This is a genomic window from Haloferax sp. Atlit-6N, assembly GCF_003383195.1.
Lineage (GTDB): Archaea > Halobacteriota > Halobacteria > Halobacteriales > Haloferacaceae > Haloferax > Haloferax gibbonsii.
On the sequence record NZ_QEQJ01000009.1, the window covers coordinates 29,987 to 51,232 of the forward strand.

Here is a 21,246-nt window from a genome sequence, read left to right on the forward strand (position 1 = left end):
TCAGACCCTCTACGCGAGGGCTGATTCGCTAGTTACCAGGCTAGCATGGAAAGCCATGTCTACAAAAGACGATTCGCCGGATAAATCAACCGGCACGAACCGGAGTACTGCACGTCGAAACGCGACCGCCGCCGCGGACCTCACCGCGTTCCAGAACAACATCCTCGTCATTCTGGCCGAAGAGCCCATGTACGGGCTCGCCATCAAGCGTGAGCTGGAGACGTACTACGGCGAGGACGTCAACCACGGCCGGCTCTACCCCAACCTCGACGACCTCGTCGAACGGGGCTTCGTCAAGAAGAGCGAACTCGACAAGCGGACCAACCAGTACGAGCTGACCGACGACGGCCTCCAGGTCGTTTTCGGACACCTCGACTGGGCGTTCTCGAAGCTCGTCACCGACGACGAGCGCGCCGAGACCGTCACCGACCTCATCGACTCGAACACCGGCCGGGCGCTCGCGACCGACGGGGGCGAGTGCTGATGGCAGTCGTCTGTACCGTCCAGCAGTTTCGGGCGTACGTCGAGAACTACCTGCGCCAACTCGAAGCCGATGACGAAGACTGGATGGTCGTCGTCGGTGGGCTTGAAGGCGACATCAGCGTTCGGGCTCCGAACGACAGTAACGGGTCGAAGCGTATCGGGAGTATCGGCTTCCCGAAAGAACTCTTCTCGAAGCAGGAAGGCACGTACCCACTTTCAAAGATAGTTTCGGGATATGTCGACCGTGACCGATTTGTCGGGACGATGGCAGTCACGCGCTCGGAAGTCTCGGAAGACGCTATCGAGAAATACGTCGACACCCAGGAAGCGAGCTACGGCGAGATGCTCGAGGGGACCGACGTGGAGCGAGACACGATCGTCGAGGCGCTTGCGGATGCAACCGCACTCCCGGAAGACGTTCTGGAACCGATTGCGGACCACGCGCTCATCGCTGCGCGCCAGCGTGAGAACGCACGGGCAACGACCCTCAAGGCTGACGGAGGCGAGCATGAGTGACTCGACGCTCACGCGCGACGGCGTCCTCAACACGACGGTCAAGTCTGGCACGGGCTCGTGGTACGAGGTCATCTCGACCGACGAAGACGACACGGTCGAACTGATCGCCGTCGACGCGACCAACACCAGCCGCTCGCGCAGCGTCGACCAGCTCCTCGAGGACCTCAACGAAGGCGACTGGGAGACTGTCTACGAAGGCACGACTCGCGAAGTCGTCGCCGACGGCGGGCACGAGGACGAGGACGAGGGCGCGGCCGACGCCGACACGGAACACTTCGAGACCTTCGCCGGCACGGTCGTGATGGACGCCGACGACACGGGCCACATCATCCTCGACGATGGCAGCGACACGTGTTCGGTCATCCTCGGGGCGTTCGAGACGGCCGTCTCCCCGACAGATGTCGAGATCGGCGACGATCTCGAAGTCCGCGGCCCCGTCGACACCGACGACCGCATCGTCGCCGACGAAGCCGAGTTCATCGACTTCGACCACGGCGTCGACACGGGCGAGCGACTCGCGACCGACGGTGGTCAGAACATCATCCTCGTCAAGCCGAACGGGAAGCGTGGAATCAAAACACATCACCTGCCATCGCCCGACGACCCGACGAAGCCGAAGTGCCGACTGAACGTCGACGGCCCCTCAGAGTGGCAGCAAACGACAGTCGAAAAGCGGCCTCACACGGAACTGTGCAATCGGTGCGCAGAGAACTGGGGCGGCGGTTCGACCGGCGAGACCATGGCCGACCGACTCGACGAAGCCGACCCTGAAGACCTGGGTCTCTCCCCGTCTGGCGAACGGCTCATCACCGACGGTGGGAACACGTGCTCGGAGTGCGGGGCCGTGCTCCCCGAAGAGATCATCGAAGGTACGGGCGTCTACTGCGACGAGTGCGGGACCGGTCAGATGGTCACCGACGGGGGTGTGACCTCTGGCGACATCAAATCCCGCCCAGCGACGAAGACGATGCACCTCGACGCGCTTCGCGACGAGTGGGCCGAGTGCTGGCACATGCTCGTGGACAACCCCCATGACGCCGATCTCTACAACGCGCTCCACGACCGCGCCGCCAGCATTTCACACACGCTCGAACAGCGTGTCGACGTCCATTACCCCGAGTGCCCGAACTGCGGTGCAACCAGTTGGGGTCAAGAGCCGGGTGAGGCGCTTCTCTGCGGGGACTGTCTTCGGACCCCCAACGAGGCCGTGACTGACGCGGTCCACCACGAGTGGGAGCGGATGGGTGAGCGTCGACCGAACGTCGACGACGAGCACGTGCTCGTCACCGACGGCGGGTGTCATCACCCCGAATCCAAGGTCGTTGAGGAGACCCACCGCTGGGACCTAAACAAAGGCTCACTCTACGTCACCGGTACGTGCCACGAATGCGACATGGACGTCGAAGAGACGTACCGTGTCGTTCGAGAGTCGGTTGAGGTTTCCCCCGAGTACGACCTCGTCGCTGACGGCAGCGGGTACGACGTCGACGGCGAAGCACCACCTGCGACCGGGCAGTCGATGCAGAGCGTCGACGCAGACGCCGCCGAGAACATCTCGAAGCGCGCACGCTCGCAAGTCAAAGCCCGGGCCATGCGGGCACTCATCGAGCCGGGCGACGACGTCCGACTCGACGACGGGAAGCTCTGCCGCGTGATCGAGACGGCGACCGCGGGGCGCTTCACCGGCTACGCGCTCAACGGCCCGGTCGACGTTCAACAGATTCCGTATAGCGACATCGACTATATCACGGAGACGCGCTCCCGGCTCGTCGACGAGCTGTCGCTGCTGTCGGACGACGAACTCGAACGGCAGTTCAAAGCACTCGTCAAAGAGATCGACACCCGCGACCGGGCCATCTGGAGGGCCGACCGATGAGCCGCGGTGTTGAGCAAGCGCTCGAAAAGATTCGAGACGGCGCGTGGATGACCTGCGAGCACCCAATGGAGGTTCGCGACTGATGTCGGTTGAGTCGTTCATCGAGAATGCCCCGTCGACGTTCATCCTCGCGACGCAACTGCCGGCTGCTCACGGAACGCCGCTGTCCGGGCTCGCGACGGTCCGGCAGGACTCGTTCGACGATGAAGGTCACGAGTGGGACTTCTACCTCAACGGCTCCGGCGAGCAGCGGACCGATGTCGTTCGGACGCACGGCGACCAGTTCCCTGACCAGTGCGCGATCAACTGGCCGGCGGGTTCATGTCTGGTCGTTCTGGACGGCGCTGCGCTCGCGGTGCTGAAGCCTGACGAACAGGAACTCTACTGCGACCGCGACGAAACCCACGAGTGGGAGCACGCCATCCTCGGTGCGCTCCACGGCCGACTCACCGAGTTGGGCGTTGACCTACCCCCGCTCGACGAACTCGTTAGCGACCGTGAGGGGGTGCAGGCCTGATGCGGAAGCACTTCTACCTCGTCGTCGAGAGCGAAAAGAACCCCGACCGAGAAGGCGGTGTCTCTATCTACGACAACCAGCAGCGGCCGTCTTCGAAGAACGATCAGACCGTGCACCAGATGCGGAACCTCGAAACGAACGAGACGTGGACGAAGACGATGGTGAGTCTCGGATACGTTGACTTCGAGGACGAAGACGACTACGGAGAACGCGCTAACGAGATGATACTGGAGAAACTCGCCGAGATTGACGAATCGCACCTGCGTGACGCCGGTCTCGACCCGGAGGAGGTGTTCGACTGATGCGGCGCGTCATCATCGGCCTCGCGACCAGCGGCGTCTCCGAGGACCGGCAGAAAGTCCCGTCGAACCTCGATGGCAGCTACCCTGCTATCGATGTCGAAGAGCGAACCTACCTCGACGGTGAGTCTGTCCACTTCGGGACGGCCGCCGGCCGCATCGACACCCAAGAAACCGACGTCCACATCGACGAGCGCGGTATCCACACCGAGCGCGTGGAGGGGCGAGAAGTCAACGTCACCGACTTCATCTGCGACCCTGCCGCCGGCTGGGTTGGCGTCGATTCGTCGAACGGCGACTGGCTTTTCGAGACGCTGATGGGCGTTTGGAACGCCAACATCCTCCGGTGTAAGCTCGACGTCACGGCCTTCGCGAAGCACGTCGACGACCAAGACGGGAACTGCTGGCAGATCGGCTACAAGCACGACCTCGACGATGACGACGATGACGGGCAGGCGAAGTCGGGGACGATGTTCCACCGAGACGCCCATTTCGGCGCGGGCTCCGGTCAGTACACCCAGTTCGGCTACAGCTACCTCTTCGACGACCAGTTCGTTCGCGGAACGGTCGCGCAGTCTGGCTACGTCGCAGAGTTCAACGCTGACAACCCCGAGTTCTTCGCTCGGTGGCTGAAAGAAGAGATCCTCCCGTTCTGTAGCGTCGACGAACCGCCGCAGACGACGATATCGGAGGTGCGCCGATGAGCGTCGACGAGAACGTGGCAAGCGCGAGAGCTAACCACTCCCCACGTACTCGCCTCGAAGCGATCGTCGATCACGCACTCGAATCGCCAGTCACACAGCCACATCTCGGTGGGATAGACATCGGCTGTGGCGTGTTCATCCACGGCCGACCCGCAGACATCGACCACTACCGCCACAACAAGTACATGCAGACCAAGTCGTGGATCTCGACTGGGCCAGGAGACATGGTTCCGCTCGAGGAGGTGCGGTAAGATGGCGGCAGCGAACGTCGAGTTCACGGAGACGACCGTCACGCGCTACCATGAGGATCTCCTCGACGACGGCGGGCGCGAACTTCGCGTCCAGGTCGCCGTCGACGACGTCGAGGTCGCAGTCCTCGCGACCGCCGACGAGGGCGTCGCCAAGATCACGGCGATCAACCAGATCGACGATACCGTCCTTCGGCGCGCGTCGTTCGAGGCTGTTGCGGCCGCGGTCGACAAATTCCACAACCAGGGGTTCGAGACCGACCTCGGGCCGCTGGGCCATCTCGCTTGTACTACTCACACGCACTCGCTGAGCGACAGTTGGGAAGACGGCCTCGCGGAACCTACCCAACATGAATTCACGCTTGCATTCACGGCCGAAGGCGATGAGACCGCCCCAACGCTGTCGAGTGACGAAGAGTGGACGCTCGGGAACTCGCTTGAGCCAGAGCCACGCGATGTCGATTCCGACACGAAGTCAGTCGTCACGCCCGCGTCGGGCGAGGTCGGGTTCGGCCCGGTCGTCGACGACGAGGCCGACCAGGACGAGCCCGCTGTCGACGACGCAGACGCTGATGAAGACGAGGATGACGAAGTGTGGTGCGGCATCTGCTCAGAGGGTCCGTTCCAGAGCCTCCCGATTCATCACGGTCGGAGACACCCGGACGAGGAGCCGGTTCCGATGGATCACGAACCGAACTTCCCTGCGTTCCTCGCCCGCGATCCGGAAGCAATCGTCAAGGACGCCAGCACGAACCGGTCGCTCGAGGAGGTCCTCAACGCGGTCGAACGGCAGGACACCATCATGGACGTCCACCAGCGCATCGCTGGGAACCGGTACAAGAGCACCCAACAGCTGCTCAACGACCTCGGGCTGACGAACCCAGGGGCGTCGGACTTCCACAGTGATGTCGACGAGCGTCTCGACGCGCTCTGGAGGGACCTCTGATGTCGACCGAGGCCAGCGACTGGGCGCACGTCGCGAACGCGAACGGAGACGTGTCGATACAGGCGTGGTGCGACGAGCACCGCTTGCTCCCGCATCTCCTTCCGTTCGAGTACCGGAAGACGACGCCCGTCGAGTTCCTCGAAGCCGTCGTCGACGGGCTCGACGACATCCCGAAGACGGCCGCGACGTTCCGTCCGACGAAGATCGACGGCGTCGAGCACGCCCCTGCTGCAGGCGCGAACATCATGACGGACATGCTCGGTACGCTCGGCTCGTGGCGCGTGGAAGAGACCACGCCCACGCGCTGGACCAACCCGCAGTACGTCCATCTCGATTCGCTGCAGACGATGCCAGAGAAAGGCGACCGGATGGAGATCATCGAGCGCTGTGCGGCTTACGGAACGCTCACCGTGGGTGACGTTGCCCCGCGTCTCGGGATCACCAAAGGGAGTCTGCGGCGGTGGCTCACGCGAAAGAACGTCCCCTGGAGTCACCTCCGGCACGAGGGGATCGTTCGACTCGCCCGGACGCTCCGAACTGCTTCGGAGTGGGGCTACTCGGAGCGCCGGCACGCTCGGGTCCTCCCTCGCGCAGAGGGGACTGTCCGGTCGTGGATTCAGAATCACGCTCGAGACACCGACTTCGAGCCGCCGGCTGACCCGAGTGGCGAGCAGTGGTTCATGGGGGGTCAGATCCGATGACCCTCGAACGCTCTGTCGTCTGGTGGGTGCTGCTGTGCTCAGCTGTCGTGGTCACCGCTTACCTGGGGGTAACTTGGTGACATGTCCGTGCAGCCGAGTACCAACAGCCCCGCGAACGCGTGGGCGTCTCAAGACGGTCAGGTCGTCGCGCGCCTCGAGTCAGGTGGCCGGTCGCACGCCCAGCGGCGATGGGACGAACGCTGCCCGCCGGAGTGGGAAGAGTTCTCAGTCCGCGCAGCATGGCTCGACGGCGAGCCGTGGGACGTCCCCGGCGACGACAGCGCTGCCCGGCTCCACAAACCCTCCGGGATGCTCGTCATTTCGACGTACGGATTTCTCACGAGCGTTGTCTGTGCTCGCTGGAGGGGTTACGATGAGTGAAAATCGAACGCCGGCGTCAGACAATCGGCCAAACTATAAGACCCACGACAGAGAAGAAACCGGATATGCAACGCTGACGCTCATCGGACGTGAGGTCCGGGGACATCCCCGGCGACCTCGCGGCCACCGGGGACGGTCCACCAGAAGGAAGTTGACACCTGTCTCTTCTCGTGGTTCCGTCTTAACGTTTGCCCCATCGAAGAGCCGTGGCTTTCTCACGTGCGGTTCGATGGCGACGCCGGTGGCTTCGACGAGCGTCTCGACCAGCATCGCTCACGAAGCAACACAGACCACCGCTACCTCGATGCAACACGAGACCACGACGACCACGACGACCGACTCGAACCGCCGTTCTCCCGAGAGAGAATTTTTTTCTTCGAACGCACCACCTCGTGTGGACGACGGGGTGCCCCCCGAAACGCCGAACAGCCGCGTTACCACCTCGAAGCGGCCGAATCACCAATCAACCACGAGGGGGTCGGTTCCGGAGGAACCACCGACCCCCTCCCCTGCCCGTTACCAAAACTACAACACACACACCCTAGAGGGGTGTCTGTGTTACCAGTTTGGTAACACCGTGGGAGTGGATGGGGGGCGGTCGGCGTGACTTCCCGTGTGCAACTTAGCCTCCGCGTTCCCGAGGACGATGTCGCCGCCTACGAGGAGACCATCATCGAGAAGTACGGGCAGAAGCGCCCATACACCGGAACAGAGTTGGAGCGCGAGCTTCGTGCGTATCTCGAGATGGACGGACTGGCCGACATTGAGTCCGACATCGACCGTCTCATTCGGGCTGCCGGGAGACGTCCTTCAGATGGGTTCGAAAAAGAAAAACCGATTTCGAGGGACCCAAACGACGGCCCAACTCGGATCGTGAACTACCGCGTCAACGAAGAGACTCGAGACGCGTTCATGGCGCGTGTTGAGAAGGACGGCATGACATCGGCCGGACGGATGATCGGCGTTCTCATGCGGACGTACGCGGACGGTGGTACCGTCGGACGCATTCGCGAACGACTCGACCGCGTTCTCGACGATGCCGAGTCCTTGCTGTCCTCAATCGACGAGAGTGACAGCGACGAGGGGCTCACGAAGAACCAGCTTAAGATCAGGCGCATCTGCCAACGTATGGGCGAGGAGTTCACCGACGACGAACTTGTCGAGGCTATCGACGACATCGCCGGTCGGCACGACCACGCATCCGAGCCGACGCGACAGAAATACCGCGAGATCGTCGTTGACCGTCTCGACGTCGAACCGCACCCAAACGTTCCATACATCTGGATACCCGCCGAGAAGGCAGCCGAATTTGCACCAGGTGTCCCACGAGAGTGCCGCAAGCCGCCTGAGTCACTCGACCGCACCGAGAAGGTGCGGCGTATCAAGCTCGCAACCGGCCGCCGCGCCGGCGAGCGCTCGTCCGGTCGAGTGCGTGTGACGTCCACTGAGGTTCGTGAGGAGATCTTCGACAACGAGGTCTCGAAGTCGACGACTCTCGACCTGATGCGTTCGGCATCCAACGTTATCGGCGTCGACCTGGACAAGTCGACCTCTCCCGCAGCGCTGAAACTTAACCTGAAGGTTCTCGGCGAGTCTGAACCAGAACTCTTCAGCGACATCATCGCCTACCGCGACGAAGCAGACAGCGGTCTCCTGTCGTCGACGACGGGAACGACGGTCACCGACTACATGCCGTCGGTCGACGCGCAGTTCCACAACATGGAGAATGCCGCTTCAGACGGGGGTGAAGACGGACCATGGTGAGCGATGAGACCCCAACCGACAGCGACGGCTCCAGCGATGACGAGCTGGTCGACGATCTCGGCATCGCCGGCAAGATCGGGACGTACACCCCTCCAAGAGGAGACCCCGAGCCCTGCCGCATCCGGGGTTCGCGTCGCGTCACCACGAACCGCTGTCGAATGCTCATCCGCGTCGAGGACAACGACCGCATCATCGACACGGACGGAACGCGCGTCCAGGTCAAAGGGGTGCTGTGAGCCGATGCCGACCGAATGGCAGTCAGCCAACCTCGAAGAGCGACCGTGTTTCCCCGACCTCAAAGCAGACATCGGCGAAGACCCGGCGCGGTTTCTCGCGGAGCCGCTGGAGCCGGACGCCGGCGACGGAGCGTCAGGCATGCTCGCCCTCGCACGCATCCGCGGCCTGGAGACGATCACCAAGGTCCGGGCGTTCCGAGCGGTCGAGCGAGCACTCCATGACGGCGAACGGCAGGCGATCAAAGACGCGCTCGACAAGCGCGAACGAGAGTTATCGAACGAGGTTCAATGAACGCATGACGGACCTATCCCACCAAGAGCGCAAGGAACGCATTGCACGAGATGGCGGAGACCCGAACGACACGGTCTGGCGAGCGGGATCACAGGGCGCGTACCACGAAGACCGCGACTGTACCCGACTCTCAGCCACGAAATCGAAAGAAGCAACCCGAAAAGAGGCTCAAAAGCGGTTCTGCTACCCGTGTGGGTTCTGTGTCCTCGGAGAATTCAAAGAGGGATCGTCAAATCGTTCTCCTCGACGAGAGACAGAACTCACAGTCCCCGACGAGCTGTCGGACTCCGACGTCGCGAGTAAACTCGTGTGGCTTCAACTCGCGATCAACGGGGCGCTCTCCACAGCTGAACTAATCGACCAGACAAAGCTTTCGCGAAGCTCCGTTGATCGTGGTGTCAACACGCTTCGTGAGAGGGGGTTAGTCAATTCGATGCCTGATCCGACCGACGCCCGCCGGCAGCAACACAGACTGGTCAGCCCTCCCTGAATATCCGTCATACTGACGCATATCTATCTCGCTTAAGGGCGTGCAGTAACGTATAAATATCAAGTAAGGGCACCCGGCCGACTGAGGCGCTTTGCGGGAGGCGCCGATGACGGAGTCCGAGCAGCCCTGCGTCTATCCTATGAAAGGAACTTGCCAATTCGACCCGAGCAGCGGCGCTGAACTCGGGGAGATACAGTACCTCCCAGACGGAACGACCGGTCGCGAGGTCGTTTCGGACCCGTGGGGCGTCCACTGGACGGCAGCGCGTGAGGGCGCGCTCACCCACGGCGAGCATCGTTCGTCGACGACGGCACTCACCAGCTACTTCCGACGCGTCCAACGCGAGGTCCGCGACGGCACGGAGACAGCGTCGCTCACACGGGCGGCGTCCCTCGCGATCCGGCGGCTCAAGCGAGCGGCCACCGACGAACTCGACACGTTCGTCTGGCTCGCGACGGCCGAGCGCCTTGCTGAAAAAGGCTACTGGAGCGCGTGGATGCTCAACCACCACGTGCCGCGCTGTCCGCACTGCCACTCGGAGACGAAGTTCCGACCTGGAGTCGGGATGCACGAGGCAGTCTGCGCATCGTCGCCCACCCAGCACGGGGCCGTCGACAAAGCAATCGAAGCACGCGTTCGGTCACTCCTCGAAGCGGCGTTCGACGACGTCGCATTTGACGAGGATGATCCTGCGCCGCTGGCGCTGTTCTGAATTCACGTGCATTCATGGCTGTCGAGCCTCCTCCAGCCGAGTTTACGGCATACGAGCCGACTCGCCACGTGATTCAGCACGCCAAAGGCCTCTCGAAAGGCCCGAACCGTCACGTCGACGCGGACCTCCTACGCGAATGTATCGAATCCGGGGCAGCTCGCAAAGTCAACCGCGGCATGTGGCGCTTCGAGAAAGAGATCGCAGGCGTCGAGTTCGCAGTCGTCGTCTCGAGCGACTCCAACGAGATCATCACCGCGTTCCCAACCGTCGTCAATCGAGCGGAAGCCGAGCACATCGGCTACTGGGCGGACGATGAACTCGACGACATCGAGGCGGCACAGGAGTATCATGAGCAAAAACCCCGAGAGTACTGAATATCAGCTCACCGACGCGGACTTCGACGCGGCCGCCGAAGAGATCTCTCGCCGCGTCGCCCGCATCGAGGACTCTCCAACCGGCCGCGCGTTCGCGACTGGGATGCTCAAAGCCGCCGTCCTCTTCGAACACCGCCTCCGGAAACGAGGAGCGGTCGACGAAGACCCATGCACAGACCACGGCGACCGCTGGCCGGACTGCGATGAGTGTGGGTCTGGAGGTGGCGGCCTCTGCCCCGTGTGCAAGAACCAAGCGGAGCGACACACGCGATGACCGGGCGCACCAGCCTCACCGTCGACGACGACGTCGGCGAGCGCTTCCGGAGCTTCTGGGACGAAGACAACGAGACGGTCACCGAGTTCGTCGACCGCGTCTGCGACGTCCTCGAACGCGTCGACGCCGATGGCCTCCCAGACGACACTGAATTCAACTCGAATTCAGACGAGACAGACGCGCTCCCCGACAATCTCCTCACAACCGACCACATCGACGACATCGCAAACGCCGCGTCAACCCAGACAACGCGCGATATCGAGTCGCTCTTGCGACGGTGAATTCAAAATGGCATTCACGTGTTCTGCGCAGGTAGACGCCGACTGCGTCGGGGATGGGCTCTGGAACGCCGCGTACGAGTCCGATGATGGCCAGCCCGTCTGCGTCATGTGCGCCCTCGAACTCGGCCTCACAGACCGCGACGTCTAGCCGTTTCTGACATACACCCTCCCGCTGGCGACGACGTCTCCTCGAGCTTCGCTGTACCGTATTTAAACTACATACGTTCATCCGACACCATACGACGTTTTCACTTTCATGTCCACCCGCGAACGCAGAGTTACACTTGCCCTCAAGTGGCACCATCTCGACAATCTCTCGCCAGCGGAGATTCGAGACCGCTTCGAGGAAGAGGGAATCGGCGACTACACCAAGTCGACGATCCGCGACTACCTCAACGACAAGCCAAAAGAAGCGATCATCGAGCAGATCGAGAAGAAGCACGCCGACGTCCGGCTCCAGTCTGCCGAGCGCTACGAGCGCCTCTACCAGGACGCGCGTCACGACCTCGAGGAACTCGCCGTCGAGGACGAGCCCGTCCGGCGCGTCGTCCCCAAGATGGACTACGTCGACACTGACCGGGAGTCGCCAATGCCGTACCCAGCGTGGGAGTTCGTCGAGCCGGGCGACGACGACCGGCCCGAGTGGGCGACCGAGCGGGACGTCATCGTCCGCTTCCTCGACGACGAGCGGACGCAGGTCATGCCAGGGAACCCGTACCCCAAGCGAAGCATCGACGGAACGGCCGCCTACACGACCGAAATGGTCGGTCTCCGCCGTGATCAGCCCGACCTCCAGAAGCGACAGTCGGCCCGCCGAGAGATGGCCACACGGCAAGACCAGAAAGTCGACGTGCTCGTTGCCGACGAACTCAACATCAACCACGACGGCGAGATCGAACACGACGTCGGCCTCGACGAAGCGACCCAAGAGATCATCGAGGACCTCGGCGAGGACTTTAAGGCATGACCGACAACGAGCTGGTCGACGACCACGGTGCCCAAGTGGACGCCGGCGACCGCGTCCTCGTCGACTTCGACAACACACTCACCGAAGGAGACGTCGCGTACTGGGAGGGAGAAAGACCCGACCCGGACGACGACGTCGTCGACGCGGTCAACGAGTGCTACTTCGCTGGGTGCACGGTCATCATCTGGACGGCGCGCCCCTGGAGCGAGGCGGCTCGCCTCGCCGCACACCTTACCGAGTGGGGCGTCCGCTGGCACGGGCTTCGGTGCGACAAAGGCTCGGGAGACGTCTACGTCGACGACAAAGCACTCCGACCGGACACGTTCGCGGACGCCACCTCCAACTGACTCCATGACGCCGCTCGCCTTCCACATCGCCGCTCGCCTCGTCAGCGACGGCTCCGAGACAGCGGCCGACCAGAAGGCACGGTTCGGGCGCTACGTCAACGAGCAACCGGAGTTCGCACGGTCGCAGTACATGCCCGACCTCGTCCGAGACAACATCGTCGACGTCGTCCGCCTCGAGTTCGCGCTGTCGCCGCCGGCGACCCCTGACGACCACGACCCTATCCGCAAGCGCGACTACCGGGACTTTTGGCTCGACGCCGTCGGGAGTGAGCCGTGGGACATCTACTCGATCGCCGAGGACATGGCCGACCGGTTCGACCTCAACCCCGGCTGGGCGTTCAAGACGGCGCGACAGCATCTCAACCAGCTCGTCCTCCAGGCGCGGATGCGCGGCTATCGCGAACAGCCGCTGGCCGGCCGTCGCTTCCGTTGGGGTGGCCCCGAACCCGACCACCCAGCGTGTGAGTGGATCCAACAGCAGGTCCCGCCCGAGGGCCTCCCATATCACAAACTGGTCGACCTGATGCAAGAAGCCAAACGCCGGTTCGTCAAGGACCCACCGTCGTCGACGCACGTCGTCCACGACTGGTGTCGCCACGAGATCCGGGAGGTGAAGTAGATGGCGACGACCTCGTCGACGCCGGCGGTCACGGAGTCGCTGGCGAAGCTCGTCCGGGACCGTCCGACAGCCCACCCGCTCAGCTTCTCGATCAAGCACCTCGGGACCGACGGCATCCTCGCGCCTCCGCGTCACCTCCAGGACTGGTACCAGCACATCTGGGAAGCCGTCTTCGACGAGCGGGCGCCGAAGAACCTCGGGCTGTTCGCGCCCCGGAACTACGCGAAGACCGTCTCGACAATCGAGGTCGTCCCGGCATGGCTCGCGGTCAACTTCCCGAGCATCCGGATGGCCATCGTCTCGCACAAAAAGGACCACGCCAACAAGCGGGCGAAGACGGCGGTCGCGTCCATCGAGGCGGCGTGTGAACGCTACGGCGTCGACGTCTACGACGAGTCGAAAACGACGATCCAACTTGACGCCGGCCGCACGAACATCGAGCCGACGCTCGAGCCCGTGTCGATTCGGACGTCGGACACGGGGTCGCACTACGACGTTATCATCTACGACGACATCGCGACGCTCGCAAACCAAACGACGGCGCTCCGGGGAACCATCTCGGAGAACTTCGAGGAGTTCGCCGACAACGTCGCCGCCAAAGAGGGTGCGACGGTCCTCCCTCACAAGTCGATCAACATCGTCATCGGGACGCGCAAGACGCCCGAGGACGTCTACCGCGAGCACATCCTCACGACCAACAACCCCGAGTGGGACGACTTCATTGCCCGAAACGTCTCGCGACCGGGATGGGCCGCTCGCGTATGGCGCGCCACTCCCGACTGGCAGGTCATCGAGAACGAGGCGTTCGAGGTCCACGGGACCGACGGCAACGTCTACGAGACCATCCGGGACGTCCCCGCCGAAGTCGAGATCATCGACGACGGCATCCAGCCCGCCGGCGACACGGAGTTCCGGACGCTCTGGCCCGAGTTCGAGCGCCCCGAGACGGTCCTGACGAAGGTCGTCTCGAAGGCTGGCAGCGCCGGCCTGTGGCGCGCGGAGAACCAGCAGAACCCCGAGGCAGCGGTCGGCCGCGTCCTCGACCTCGACTGGCTCCGCTTTGTCGACCCCATCCCACGGGACGACTACGACGCCCTGGAGTGGTACGCTGGCCTCGACTTCGCGAACCCGAACAACCTTGCCGCCGAACAGCGAGGCGAGACCGACTACTGGGCGCTGGGCGTCGTCGCGTACGACCGTGAGAACGACCAGCAGTACGCCGTCGACGTCTGGCGCGACCGCGGGTTCATGTGGAAGGAAGCGGCGACCGACTTCATCGCCGCGAACCTCTCTGGCCTTCCGATCGGTGAGCTGTTCGTCGAGAGCAACTTCGCCGGCGAGGAAATCGCAGAGGTCATCGCAGACCCCGAAACGTACGAGGAGGCTGCCGTCGACGAACCCTCGTATCGTGTGACCCCGACGGCGTCAAACGGCGAGAAGGAAGACCGCCTTACGCGCCTGGCAAACCGCTTCCAGCAGGGGAAGATCAAAGTCGCATCGAAGGAGAACGAGCGCTGGGAGTCGTTCATCCGCGAGGAGTGGCTGCCGTTCCCGGACGCTGCTCACGACGACCGCTTCGACGCGCTCGAGATAGCGTCCCGCGGTCCGGAGGGCACGGTCAACCGTGTCTCCGGCGACGACTTCGAACATCTCAACTGGTGATATCATATCATGACTGAGCCACGAGTAACAAAACTCGGCGAAGACGACAACGGCGAGCTGGTCGCAATCGACTGGCCCGACGCCGACGGCGTCGAACAGAAGATCCAAGCACAGATCGCCGCGACGCCTCAGTCTACAGACGGGCGCTCTCGGAGCGAAGACAAAATCGGCCTCGTACAGCGCATCTCGGACAAAGGCGGGCTCTGGAGCTCGATCGACCTCCAGACGTTCACGCTCAACTCGACGGAACTCGCAACGACCGTCAAGCGGTTCCGAGACGAGATGTATCGGAACCAGTTCCCCGTTCTCGTCCCGGCATTCACACATCGCTGCACATCCTGTGGGACGTCCTACGGCGAGGAGCGTGAGACGTGCGAGGTCTGTGGCGGGACGGAGTTCGAGACGCCGTCGCGAGAACAAAAGGAACGCTACGAGCGACGGTTCGACACGATCAACGACGACGACCAGTCGCTGGCGTCGCTGATGAAATACGAGGAGGACTTCCAGTCGTTCTACGGCGTGTCGACCGTCCTTGCCCGGCTCCGTTATCAGCACGTCACCAGCGAGACAACAGTTGCCGGCCGCTCGGTTTCCGAAGGTGGCCGGTGGGAAGCGGTCGAGATCGAGGAACTCGTTCATGCCGACCCGTTGCGTGTCCGGCCGGTTCTCGACGAGAACAACCGCCACGGTGGCTGGTGGACGTGCCCGGCGCACCGCGGCGAGTACTGGGAGCACACAGACCTCACGTTCGACGGCGTCGACGCCGACGTCCCCGAAGAAGTCTGCCCCGAGTGCCACGCCAAACTTGCGGAAGTCGGCTACGCCGAGGTTGGCGGCCGCAACGACAACATCGAGCGGCTGTTCCTCAAGCACGAGGTCATCGACTGGGCGCGGCACTATCCCATTCTGAACGGCCTCGACGGCCGGTCGCCGGTCCTGCCGCTCATCAAGCTTCAGGCCATCCTGCAGTGGTCGCGAAACTATGAGCTCCAGTACCTCAACCCGCAGAACGACCAACAGCTCCCCGACAAGTTCCTCGTCGCGTACGGCAAAAACGTCCGGTCGTCGCTCCGCGCATCGCTCCAGGAAGAAGAGGTGAAGAACCCGTGGGAGGAAGGCCGGCTCATCTACGAAGGCAATCCCGACGACGTCGAGATCGAGATGCTCGACCTGTCGAGTGACGCCGGTATCAACGGCCGCGAGCCGATGGTCGAGCGTCTCATGTCGCAGATTCGAGCGATGTTCGGTATCTCCGACGCCATCGAAAACGAACTCTCAGACACGGGCGGCCTCAACGCCGAGGGCGAGCAACTCGAGATCACGAACGCGGCCGTCGCGAGCGCTCATCAAGACACCGTCGAGAAAGCGCTGAACACGCTCTGCCGTCTCATCGAGCGCGTCGAAGGGCACTTCGACTGGCGACTCAAGTTCGTCGATCCCGAGCGCGACGACACTTCACTATCGGCGCTGGACGTCCTCGAAGGCATCAACCTCGCTCAGCAGACCGGGACGAAGGTCTCGGTCGAGGACGGCCAGCTCATCATTCCCGACCAGCAGATCGACCCGGCCGAGCCCGAGAGTACTGGGAACGCTGCGCCGGCGGACGCCCCGCCACCCGATCAAGGCCAACCACCGGGCGAACCCCCGGACCAGACGCCGAACAGCTCGCCTCCTGACCCAACGACCCCCGAACAACCCACTCCTAACGACCAATGACACGAAGCGTCCACACCGACGAGAAGACGGTTGACGTCACCCAGTCCGGAGTTATCGATGGCACCGAACTCGAGATCTCCAAGCAAGAGCTGGTGGCGCTCCGAACGACTGAGAACGACGCAGTCACCGGCGACCCTGAAATCACGCTCCAAGCGAGCATCGACGGGACCAACTGGATGGATGTTGCGACGGCCACGGGGCTCGAACTCGAGATCCTGAAAGAGGTCCCGGACCCGAAAGTCAGAGCAACAGTCTCGGCAACGGCCAGCGCCGGCACGCTCACGCTGTGGATCTCTGCGCTGTAAGGTGAACCCATGCCATCTGACCTCCCATCCACGATCAGGCGTGCGCTCGCCACTGAAGACTCGACAGAGTTCGGCGTCGAACTCTATCGCATCCTCGCCCCGCCCGATGATGATGACTTCGTCGACTCTGTTCTCGCTATCGTCGTCGAGTTAGAGAGCGGGATGGCCATCGCAGACTGGAACATCGACGCCTGGCCTGACGACGAACAACTCATGCACCCTCACCAGAGCATCTACGGCTCGCTCACGGACCTCGAACAGGTTACTGAGGGCACGCTCGAACACCTCACACGGGTGAACTCTCGCCAATGAGCATTCAAGTACTCAACCATCCAGACGCCGGCGTCGACGCGAAAGCGGCGGTTGGGGAGTCCATCTCAGACACGTCGGGGCGCGTCCGCAACCGCCGCCTCACACGTGAGGATGTCCTCGACGAGTGGGAGCAGCCCATCTTCGACGCCGAGGACTTCATCATCGAAGGCCCCGCGTCGGTCGAGATCGTCGACCGCTCGGGGCAGCAGATCCAGATGGACGCCGTCCGGGACGCGCTCGACCGCTTCATGCTCTCGGATCGCGAGCCGGGCATCATCTCCGACAAGCACGACGACGTCCCGGTTGGCGTCCCGCTGTGGGACTGGACGACCGACGACGGCCAGCGCTACCAGACGGTTGTCGACGGCGACACGTTCCAGCTGGTCGCGAACCTCGGCAACGAGACGACGATGAGCAAGCTCGCCCGGCTGCGCTGCCTCAACGGCGACTACGGCGGCTACTCCATCACTGTCTACTCGAATCAAGAGGTCGCGAAGCCTGACGGGACGCGCGTCACGACCGAGTGTGACCTCCACGCCGTCACTATCGGTCACGAGGATCTCGTCATGAACCCGGCGGCCGACTTCGACGTCGTCGACTTCAAGCACGGCGACGTGCTCGAGGCATCGCTCTGCCGACGTCTCCGTCGACGCGACTCGCTGACTGGTCGCGTCGAGCAAAAGCTCCGGGGCGATCCGAAAGCCGGCGACGAAGACAACTCGCTCGCCGCTTCGCTTCTTGACCACCTTCGAGACTGACTAACTGACCGGTCGCGACGGGCGACCAACCCCCCTGATGACGGAGCACCTGGCCAGGCTCTCGAGGGGGATTTGACGAGGCCACATCTGACGATGGGAATTTTCAGCAACAGTAGCAGCTCGGTCGACACAGCCCGAGCCGTTTTGGATGGCCTTCCGGAGGGTGCCTCGCCGTTCGAGATCCTCCAGACGGTCGACCAGAAAGCCGGCGACGGCGATGTCGACCCCGACGACGTTGTACAGGAACTGCGCGAGATGAGCGACGAGGTCGACCAGAAGCTCGCCGAGATCGACGGCGCTGGTGTCGACCAGAAAGATATGCGCGACGCGGCTGGCGCAGTCGCTTCTCGGACGCCGCTCTCGGAAGAAGATGCGATGACTGTCTTGTCTGCGACAGTCGACGCCAGCGAACAGCAGGATGCCTCTGGACTGGTCGACGCGTTCGACTCTGTCCACGGCACCGACCAGAAAGCCGGGAACGGCGACGGCAACGCGCAAGAAACAGATGCAGACGCAGACACGAACACGGACACGACTCACATGAGTGACACCGACACCGACGGAGGTACCGATGTCGACCAAAAGCAGACTGACGGGGACATGAACCCGATCGACGTCGTCGAGGAGATCGGCGACTCCGAGGCTCGAAGCCTGGTCGAAAACTACGCGGAGTCCATGAACAAGGACGTCGACGAAGTGGCGGCCGAGTGGGTCGCCGAGAACGTCCCCGGCATGAGCGTTGAGGGCTACGGCTCCAACGGCGACGGCGCAGGCGCTGACACCAGCGCCGGCGCGCCGCCGGACCAGAACGGTGGCCAGCAGCCGCCGTCGGTCGACCAGATGCTCCAGAGCGCGGAGTTCAACGAGCACGTGGCGGCCGCGATCACGAACGACGAGGTCCTCGACGAGATGGCTGGCGCACTCGGCCAGAAGATGGCCAGCGACGACGAGTTCGCTGAGCAAGTGGTCGAGAAGATGACCGAGAGCGACGAACTCTCGGACAAGCTCGTTCAGACGGTCGACCAGAAGGGCGACTTCGTCTCGACCAGTCAGACCACGACCACGGCGCCCGGTGGCGAGGCAAAGACCGTCGGTGGGTCGGCAGCGATCACTGGGGGTGGTGACGAATGAGCGCCCGCGCCAGCACCCACCCGCTGATGGGCTACGCTGGGGGCAACTCCCCGGAGCGCTTCCTCGAGTCGAACGTTCTTGGGGACGTCCCGATGGACTGGGATGAGGGCCTGCTCCAGCGGGCACAGTACGACACGTCCACTCAGGCGCACGTCAACTCGATCTTCAACGCGACGCTCTACGCCCAGTACAACGACGAACACAAGTGGTACAACGCTCTCACGCAGGTCGACCGCTTCAACGCGTCTCTCGAAGGCCCGGTCACCGCGAAGGCGTTCCGTGCCGCTACCACGCCCGTCGACCTCCAGTCGCACTCCGAGGGCGGCTCGGTCCCGGCTGGCCAGACCATGGGTGTCGAGGAAGTCGAGTACGACCCCAAGCGCTCGGAAACCGTCATCGAGGTGTCCGACCTCCAGCAGATCCGAGCGTCCATCGAAGACGCCGTCGGCTTCGAGGAGTTCTGGGAGCTGCAGGAGCAACAGCTCGACCTCGCGATCGACCGCGACGGTATCGCGTCTCCTGTCTTCCAGGGTGACCCTCAGTACGACAGCGTCGACGAGATCACGACCCTCGACCGTGTCATCGCGTCGAGCGACGAGGAAGCCAACGCAGTCGACCCCAACGGGAACGCCTACAACGACGGCGACCTCGACTACGGGAGCGTCGACCGCTCGGCCGACTCGTGGGCCGACTCGTACGTCGACCACAACGGTGCGTCCGGCACTCGGCAGCTGACGAACGACCTGTTCAGCTCGTTCCTCAACTCGATGAACGAGTTCGCGGGCGTCGACGTCTACAACGACGTCGCCATCCTCACGGGCCACGACACCGCGGGCGTGCTATCGGACCTCGCGGCCGAGCGGAACAACGTCCGCAACGTGGCGGCGATGGCCGACTACACGACCGAGAGCGTCGGTGACGCGGAGTCCATCCGCGGTCTCTCCGGGACTGCTCGCTACCGCGACTACGACGGTATCCCGATCATCGGCAACCAGCACGCGATCAAGCACGGCGACATCTCGTCGATCTTCATCGTTCCGACGGACACGATCCGCGGCCAGCCGCGGCTGTCGATCGAGCAGTTCACGGCGCCGTACACCGAGACGGCCGGCCGTGGCCAGTCGCAGGGTTACCTCGCGACCGGCAACTACCGCGACGAAGCGCTCATGCTCCTCAACCACGAGGTCATCAACCGCGACTTCGCCTCGTGTGGCCTGCTTCGCGACCTCGCGGAGTAACCGCGCTCACGAGCATGATTCGAACCAGCATCCTCATCGCCCTCGCGAAGATCCTCGCGAAGGCAATTCCCCAACTCCACACAACGTCCGACGTCCAGACTGCCGTCGACGCAGTCCGCGCTCGCGACGACTGTCGAGCACGGTCGACGCCGTACGCTGCCGGCCTCGAGGACGGTGCCGTCTCGGTCGCTATCGAACTGAACGCCGGCTGCACGTGCCGCGGCCGCCAGGCGTGCGACCACTGCGGCGGCGCGCACGACTATCCCGAGCCAGGCTGGGCGACTGACCAGACCGGCGTCGACGTCGGCGACACCACCGCCGTATAGACAGATGACTAACGCAACTACCACCACTACTGCCGTGTCAGACGACTCCGACACGCCCGACGTGGAACCGATCACCGTGACCGTTCTCATCGAGGGCTTCGAGTACCTTCGCAGAGTCGAGGGCACTCACTGGGCCCGTGACGGAGAACGGAACCTCTACGTCTACGATGGCGACCTGACTGTCCTCGAAGTCACGGACGGCCATGTCGTCGAAGTCTGTCGGGAGAGCCACGTCGAGACAATCGCGGTACGAGACCGAACGAACAGCACCGACCACGACCACGGGCCATCTGATGACGTCGACGACGATGACGAGCCCGACACAACCACCACTACTACGGAGCGTCACTAATGCCAGTCACGACCCTCAAGAGCGCACAGAACTTCGAAGAAAAAGGCCACGCTGAAGTCGAGTTCGTCGGTTTTCGATACACCGGCAGCCAGTCGATGAAAGCGGACGTCGACATCCGCGAGCGAGCAGGCTATGATGGCCCCGCAAAGTTCCAGCGGGGCCAGGTCTATCTCGCCCTCCTCCCAACGTTCCTCGACTCCGACCACGTCGAGAACGCAAACATGGGCGTTCACGCCCTCGAAGCTCGCAACGACTTCGAGGTGATCTACGATGCCGAGCGCCTCGCTGAAGCCCTCCTCAAGCGGAACTACCTCCCGCCAGAGGTCTTCTACGAAGGGTTCGACCGCTACAAGCGCAAGAAGCTCTTCGAGAAACTCGACCTCGACGACGCCGGGCGCGTCTACGACAAGGACGACGAG

At 63.3% G+C, this 21,246-nt stretch carries 31 protein-coding genes and 1 pseudogene; all 32 read left to right on the forward strand.

Translation table 11 applies throughout. The features are described from left to right. The first annotated feature begins 55 nt into the window (after positions 1-55). The gene (locus tag DEQ92_RS20420) at positions 56-484 is read left to right on the forward strand and encodes a PadR family transcriptional regulator (protein WP_115821640.1); all 429 of its coding nucleotides are present in this window, start codon (positions 56-58) and stop codon (positions 482-484) included. Next, a complete protein-coding gene (locus DEQ92_RS20425) occupies positions 484-999 on the forward strand; it encodes a hypothetical protein (RefSeq protein WP_147299522.1) in 516 nt (171 codons plus the stop codon). Before DEQ92_RS20420 ends, DEQ92_RS20425 begins: the two co-directional genes overlap by 1 nt. Then, the gene (locus DEQ92_RS20430) at positions 992-2,875 is read left to right on the forward strand and encodes a hypothetical protein (protein WP_115821642.1); all 1,884 of its coding nucleotides are present in this window, start codon (positions 992-994) and stop codon (positions 2,873-2,875) included. The genes DEQ92_RS20425 and DEQ92_RS20430 overlap by 8 nt, the downstream gene beginning before the upstream one ends. 82 nt (positions 2,876-2,957) lie before the next feature. Further along, the gene (locus DEQ92_RS20435; RefSeq protein ID WP_115821643.1) at positions 2,958-3,392 is read left to right on the forward strand and encodes a hypothetical protein; all 435 of its coding nucleotides are present in this window, start codon (positions 2,958-2,960) and stop codon (positions 3,390-3,392) included. After that, a complete protein-coding gene (locus tag DEQ92_RS20440; RefSeq protein ID WP_115821644.1) occupies positions 3,392-3,694 on the forward strand; it encodes a hypothetical protein in 303 nt (100 codons plus the stop codon). Before DEQ92_RS20435 ends, DEQ92_RS20440 begins: the two co-directional genes overlap by 1 nt. Next, a complete protein-coding gene (locus tag DEQ92_RS20445; RefSeq protein ID WP_115821645.1) occupies positions 3,694-4,395 on the forward strand; it encodes a hypothetical protein in 702 nt (233 codons plus the stop codon). The genes DEQ92_RS20440 and DEQ92_RS20445 overlap by 1 nt, the downstream gene beginning before the upstream one ends. Beyond that, the gene (locus DEQ92_RS20450; RefSeq protein ID WP_115821646.1) at positions 4,392-4,646 is read left to right on the forward strand and encodes a hypothetical protein; all 255 of its coding nucleotides are present in this window, start codon (positions 4,392-4,394) and stop codon (positions 4,644-4,646) included. The genes DEQ92_RS20445 and DEQ92_RS20450 overlap by 4 nt, the downstream gene beginning before the upstream one ends. A gap of 1 nt (position 4,647) precedes the next feature. Further along, entirely contained in the window at positions 4,648-5,589 is a 942-nt protein-coding gene (locus DEQ92_RS20455) for a hypothetical protein (RefSeq protein ID WP_115821647.1), read from the forward strand. Next, a complete protein-coding gene (locus tag DEQ92_RS20460) occupies positions 5,589-6,290 on the forward strand; it encodes a hypothetical protein (RefSeq protein WP_115821648.1) in 702 nt (233 codons plus the stop codon). The genes DEQ92_RS20455 and DEQ92_RS20460 overlap by 1 nt, the downstream gene beginning before the upstream one ends. A gap of 87 nt (positions 6,291-6,377) precedes the next feature. Beyond that, positions 6,378-6,671 (forward strand): hypothetical protein, encoded by a 294-nt coding sequence (locus tag DEQ92_RS20465; protein ID WP_147299523.1) that lies wholly within the window; start codon positions 6,378-6,380, stop codon positions 6,669-6,671. 615 nt (positions 6,672-7,286) lie between these two features. Beyond that, positions 7,287-8,435, forward strand: a complete 1,149-nt coding sequence (locus DEQ92_RS20470) for a hypothetical protein (protein WP_115821650.1) — start codon at positions 7,287-7,289, stop codon at positions 8,433-8,435. Next, the gene (locus DEQ92_RS20475; RefSeq protein WP_115821651.1) at positions 8,429-8,671 is read left to right on the forward strand and encodes a hypothetical protein; all 243 of its coding nucleotides are present in this window, start codon (positions 8,429-8,431) and stop codon (positions 8,669-8,671) included. The genes DEQ92_RS20470 and DEQ92_RS20475 overlap by 7 nt, the downstream gene beginning before the upstream one ends. Before the next feature lie 4 nt (positions 8,672-8,675). Then, entirely contained in the window at positions 8,676-8,963 is a 288-nt protein-coding gene (locus DEQ92_RS20480) for a hypothetical protein (protein ID WP_115821652.1), read from the forward strand. A gap of 4 nt (positions 8,964-8,967) precedes the next feature. Next, on the forward strand, positions 8,968-9,453 hold the full coding sequence (locus DEQ92_RS20485) for a helix-turn-helix domain-containing protein (protein WP_115821653.1): 486 nt from the start codon (positions 8,968-8,970) through the stop codon (positions 9,451-9,453). 139 nt (positions 9,454-9,592) lie between these two features. Beyond that, a complete protein-coding gene (locus DEQ92_RS20490) occupies positions 9,593-10,165 on the forward strand; it encodes a hypothetical protein (protein WP_115821654.1) in 573 nt (190 codons plus the stop codon). A gap of 68 nt (positions 10,166-10,233) precedes the next feature. Further along, positions 10,234-10,539, forward strand: coding sequence for a hypothetical protein (locus DEQ92_RS20495; protein WP_233516915.1), 306 nt, complete (start codon positions 10,234-10,236; stop codon positions 10,537-10,539). Beyond that, positions 10,514-10,813 carry a hypothetical protein gene (locus tag DEQ92_RS20500; protein ID WP_115821656.1) on the forward strand — a complete coding sequence of 100 codons (300 nt, stop codon included), beginning with the start codon at positions 10,514-10,516 and terminating at the stop codon, positions 10,811-10,813. Before DEQ92_RS20495 ends, DEQ92_RS20500 begins: the two co-directional genes overlap by 26 nt. Continuing rightward, entirely contained in the window at positions 10,810-11,094 is a 285-nt protein-coding gene (locus DEQ92_RS20505; RefSeq protein WP_115821657.1) for a hypothetical protein, read from the forward strand. The genes DEQ92_RS20500 and DEQ92_RS20505 overlap by 4 nt, the downstream gene beginning before the upstream one ends. Positions 11,095-11,101: 7 nt before the next feature. After that, positions 11,102-11,242, forward strand: coding sequence for a hypothetical protein (locus DEQ92_RS23510; protein WP_158547242.1), 141 nt, complete (start codon positions 11,102-11,104; stop codon positions 11,240-11,242). Positions 11,243-11,350: 108 nt separating this feature from the next. Then, positions 11,351-12,061, forward strand: a complete 711-nt coding sequence (locus DEQ92_RS20510) for a hypothetical protein (protein ID WP_115821658.1) — start codon at positions 11,351-11,353, stop codon at positions 12,059-12,061. Further along, a complete protein-coding gene (locus DEQ92_RS20515; protein WP_115821659.1) occupies positions 12,058-12,408 on the forward strand; it encodes a capsular biosynthesis protein in 351 nt (116 codons plus the stop codon). The genes DEQ92_RS20510 and DEQ92_RS20515 overlap by 4 nt, the downstream gene beginning before the upstream one ends. A 4-nt stretch (positions 12,409-12,412) precedes the next feature. Next, positions 12,413-13,027, forward strand: coding sequence for a hypothetical protein (locus tag DEQ92_RS20520; protein ID WP_115821660.1), 615 nt, complete (start codon positions 12,413-12,415; stop codon positions 13,025-13,027). Next, complete coding sequence (locus DEQ92_RS20525; RefSeq protein ID WP_115821661.1) at positions 13,028-14,689, forward strand: hypothetical protein; 1,662 nt, start codon at positions 13,028-13,030, stop codon at positions 14,687-14,689. 9 nt (positions 14,690-14,698) lie between these two features. Next, a complete protein-coding gene (locus DEQ92_RS20530) occupies positions 14,699-16,405 on the forward strand; it encodes a hypothetical protein (protein WP_233516916.1) in 1,707 nt (568 codons plus the stop codon). Continuing rightward, positions 16,402-16,710, forward strand: coding sequence for a hypothetical protein (locus DEQ92_RS20535; RefSeq protein ID WP_115821662.1), 309 nt, complete (start codon positions 16,402-16,404; stop codon positions 16,708-16,710). Before DEQ92_RS20530 ends, DEQ92_RS20535 begins: the two co-directional genes overlap by 4 nt. Positions 16,711-16,719: 9 nt before the next feature. Continuing rightward, positions 16,720-17,022 (forward strand): hypothetical protein, encoded by a 303-nt coding sequence (locus DEQ92_RS20540; protein ID WP_115821663.1) that lies wholly within the window; start codon positions 16,720-16,722, stop codon positions 17,020-17,022. After that, positions 17,019-17,780: a hypothetical protein gene (locus DEQ92_RS20545; RefSeq protein ID WP_115821664.1), complete on the forward strand. Its 762-nt coding sequence runs from the start codon at positions 17,019-17,021 to the stop codon at positions 17,778-17,780. The genes DEQ92_RS20540 and DEQ92_RS20545 overlap by 4 nt, the downstream gene beginning before the upstream one ends. A gap of 144 nt (positions 17,781-17,924) precedes the next feature. After that, the gene (locus tag DEQ92_RS20550; protein ID WP_233516917.1) at positions 17,925-18,911 is read left to right on the forward strand and encodes a hypothetical protein; all 987 of its coding nucleotides are present in this window, start codon (positions 17,925-17,927) and stop codon (positions 18,909-18,911) included. Beyond that, positions 18,908-20,149, forward strand: coding sequence for a hypothetical protein (locus DEQ92_RS20555; RefSeq protein WP_233516918.1), 1,242 nt, complete (start codon positions 18,908-18,910; stop codon positions 20,147-20,149). Before DEQ92_RS20550 ends, DEQ92_RS20555 begins: the two co-directional genes overlap by 4 nt. A 14-nt stretch (positions 20,150-20,163) precedes the next feature. Further along, the gene (locus DEQ92_RS20560; RefSeq protein ID WP_115821667.1) at positions 20,164-20,475 is read left to right on the forward strand and encodes a hypothetical protein; all 312 of its coding nucleotides are present in this window, start codon (positions 20,164-20,166) and stop codon (positions 20,473-20,475) included. A 61-nt stretch (positions 20,476-20,536) separates the two neighbouring features. After that, the gene (locus DEQ92_RS20565; RefSeq protein ID WP_199522948.1) at positions 20,537-20,827 is read left to right on the forward strand and encodes a hypothetical protein; all 291 of its coding nucleotides are present in this window, start codon (positions 20,537-20,539) and stop codon (positions 20,825-20,827) included. Next, positions 20,827-21,246: pseudogene (locus DEQ92_RS20570) on the forward strand (hypothetical protein); the annotation flags it as partial. The gene DEQ92_RS20565 and the pseudogene DEQ92_RS20570, both read left to right, overlap by 1 nt.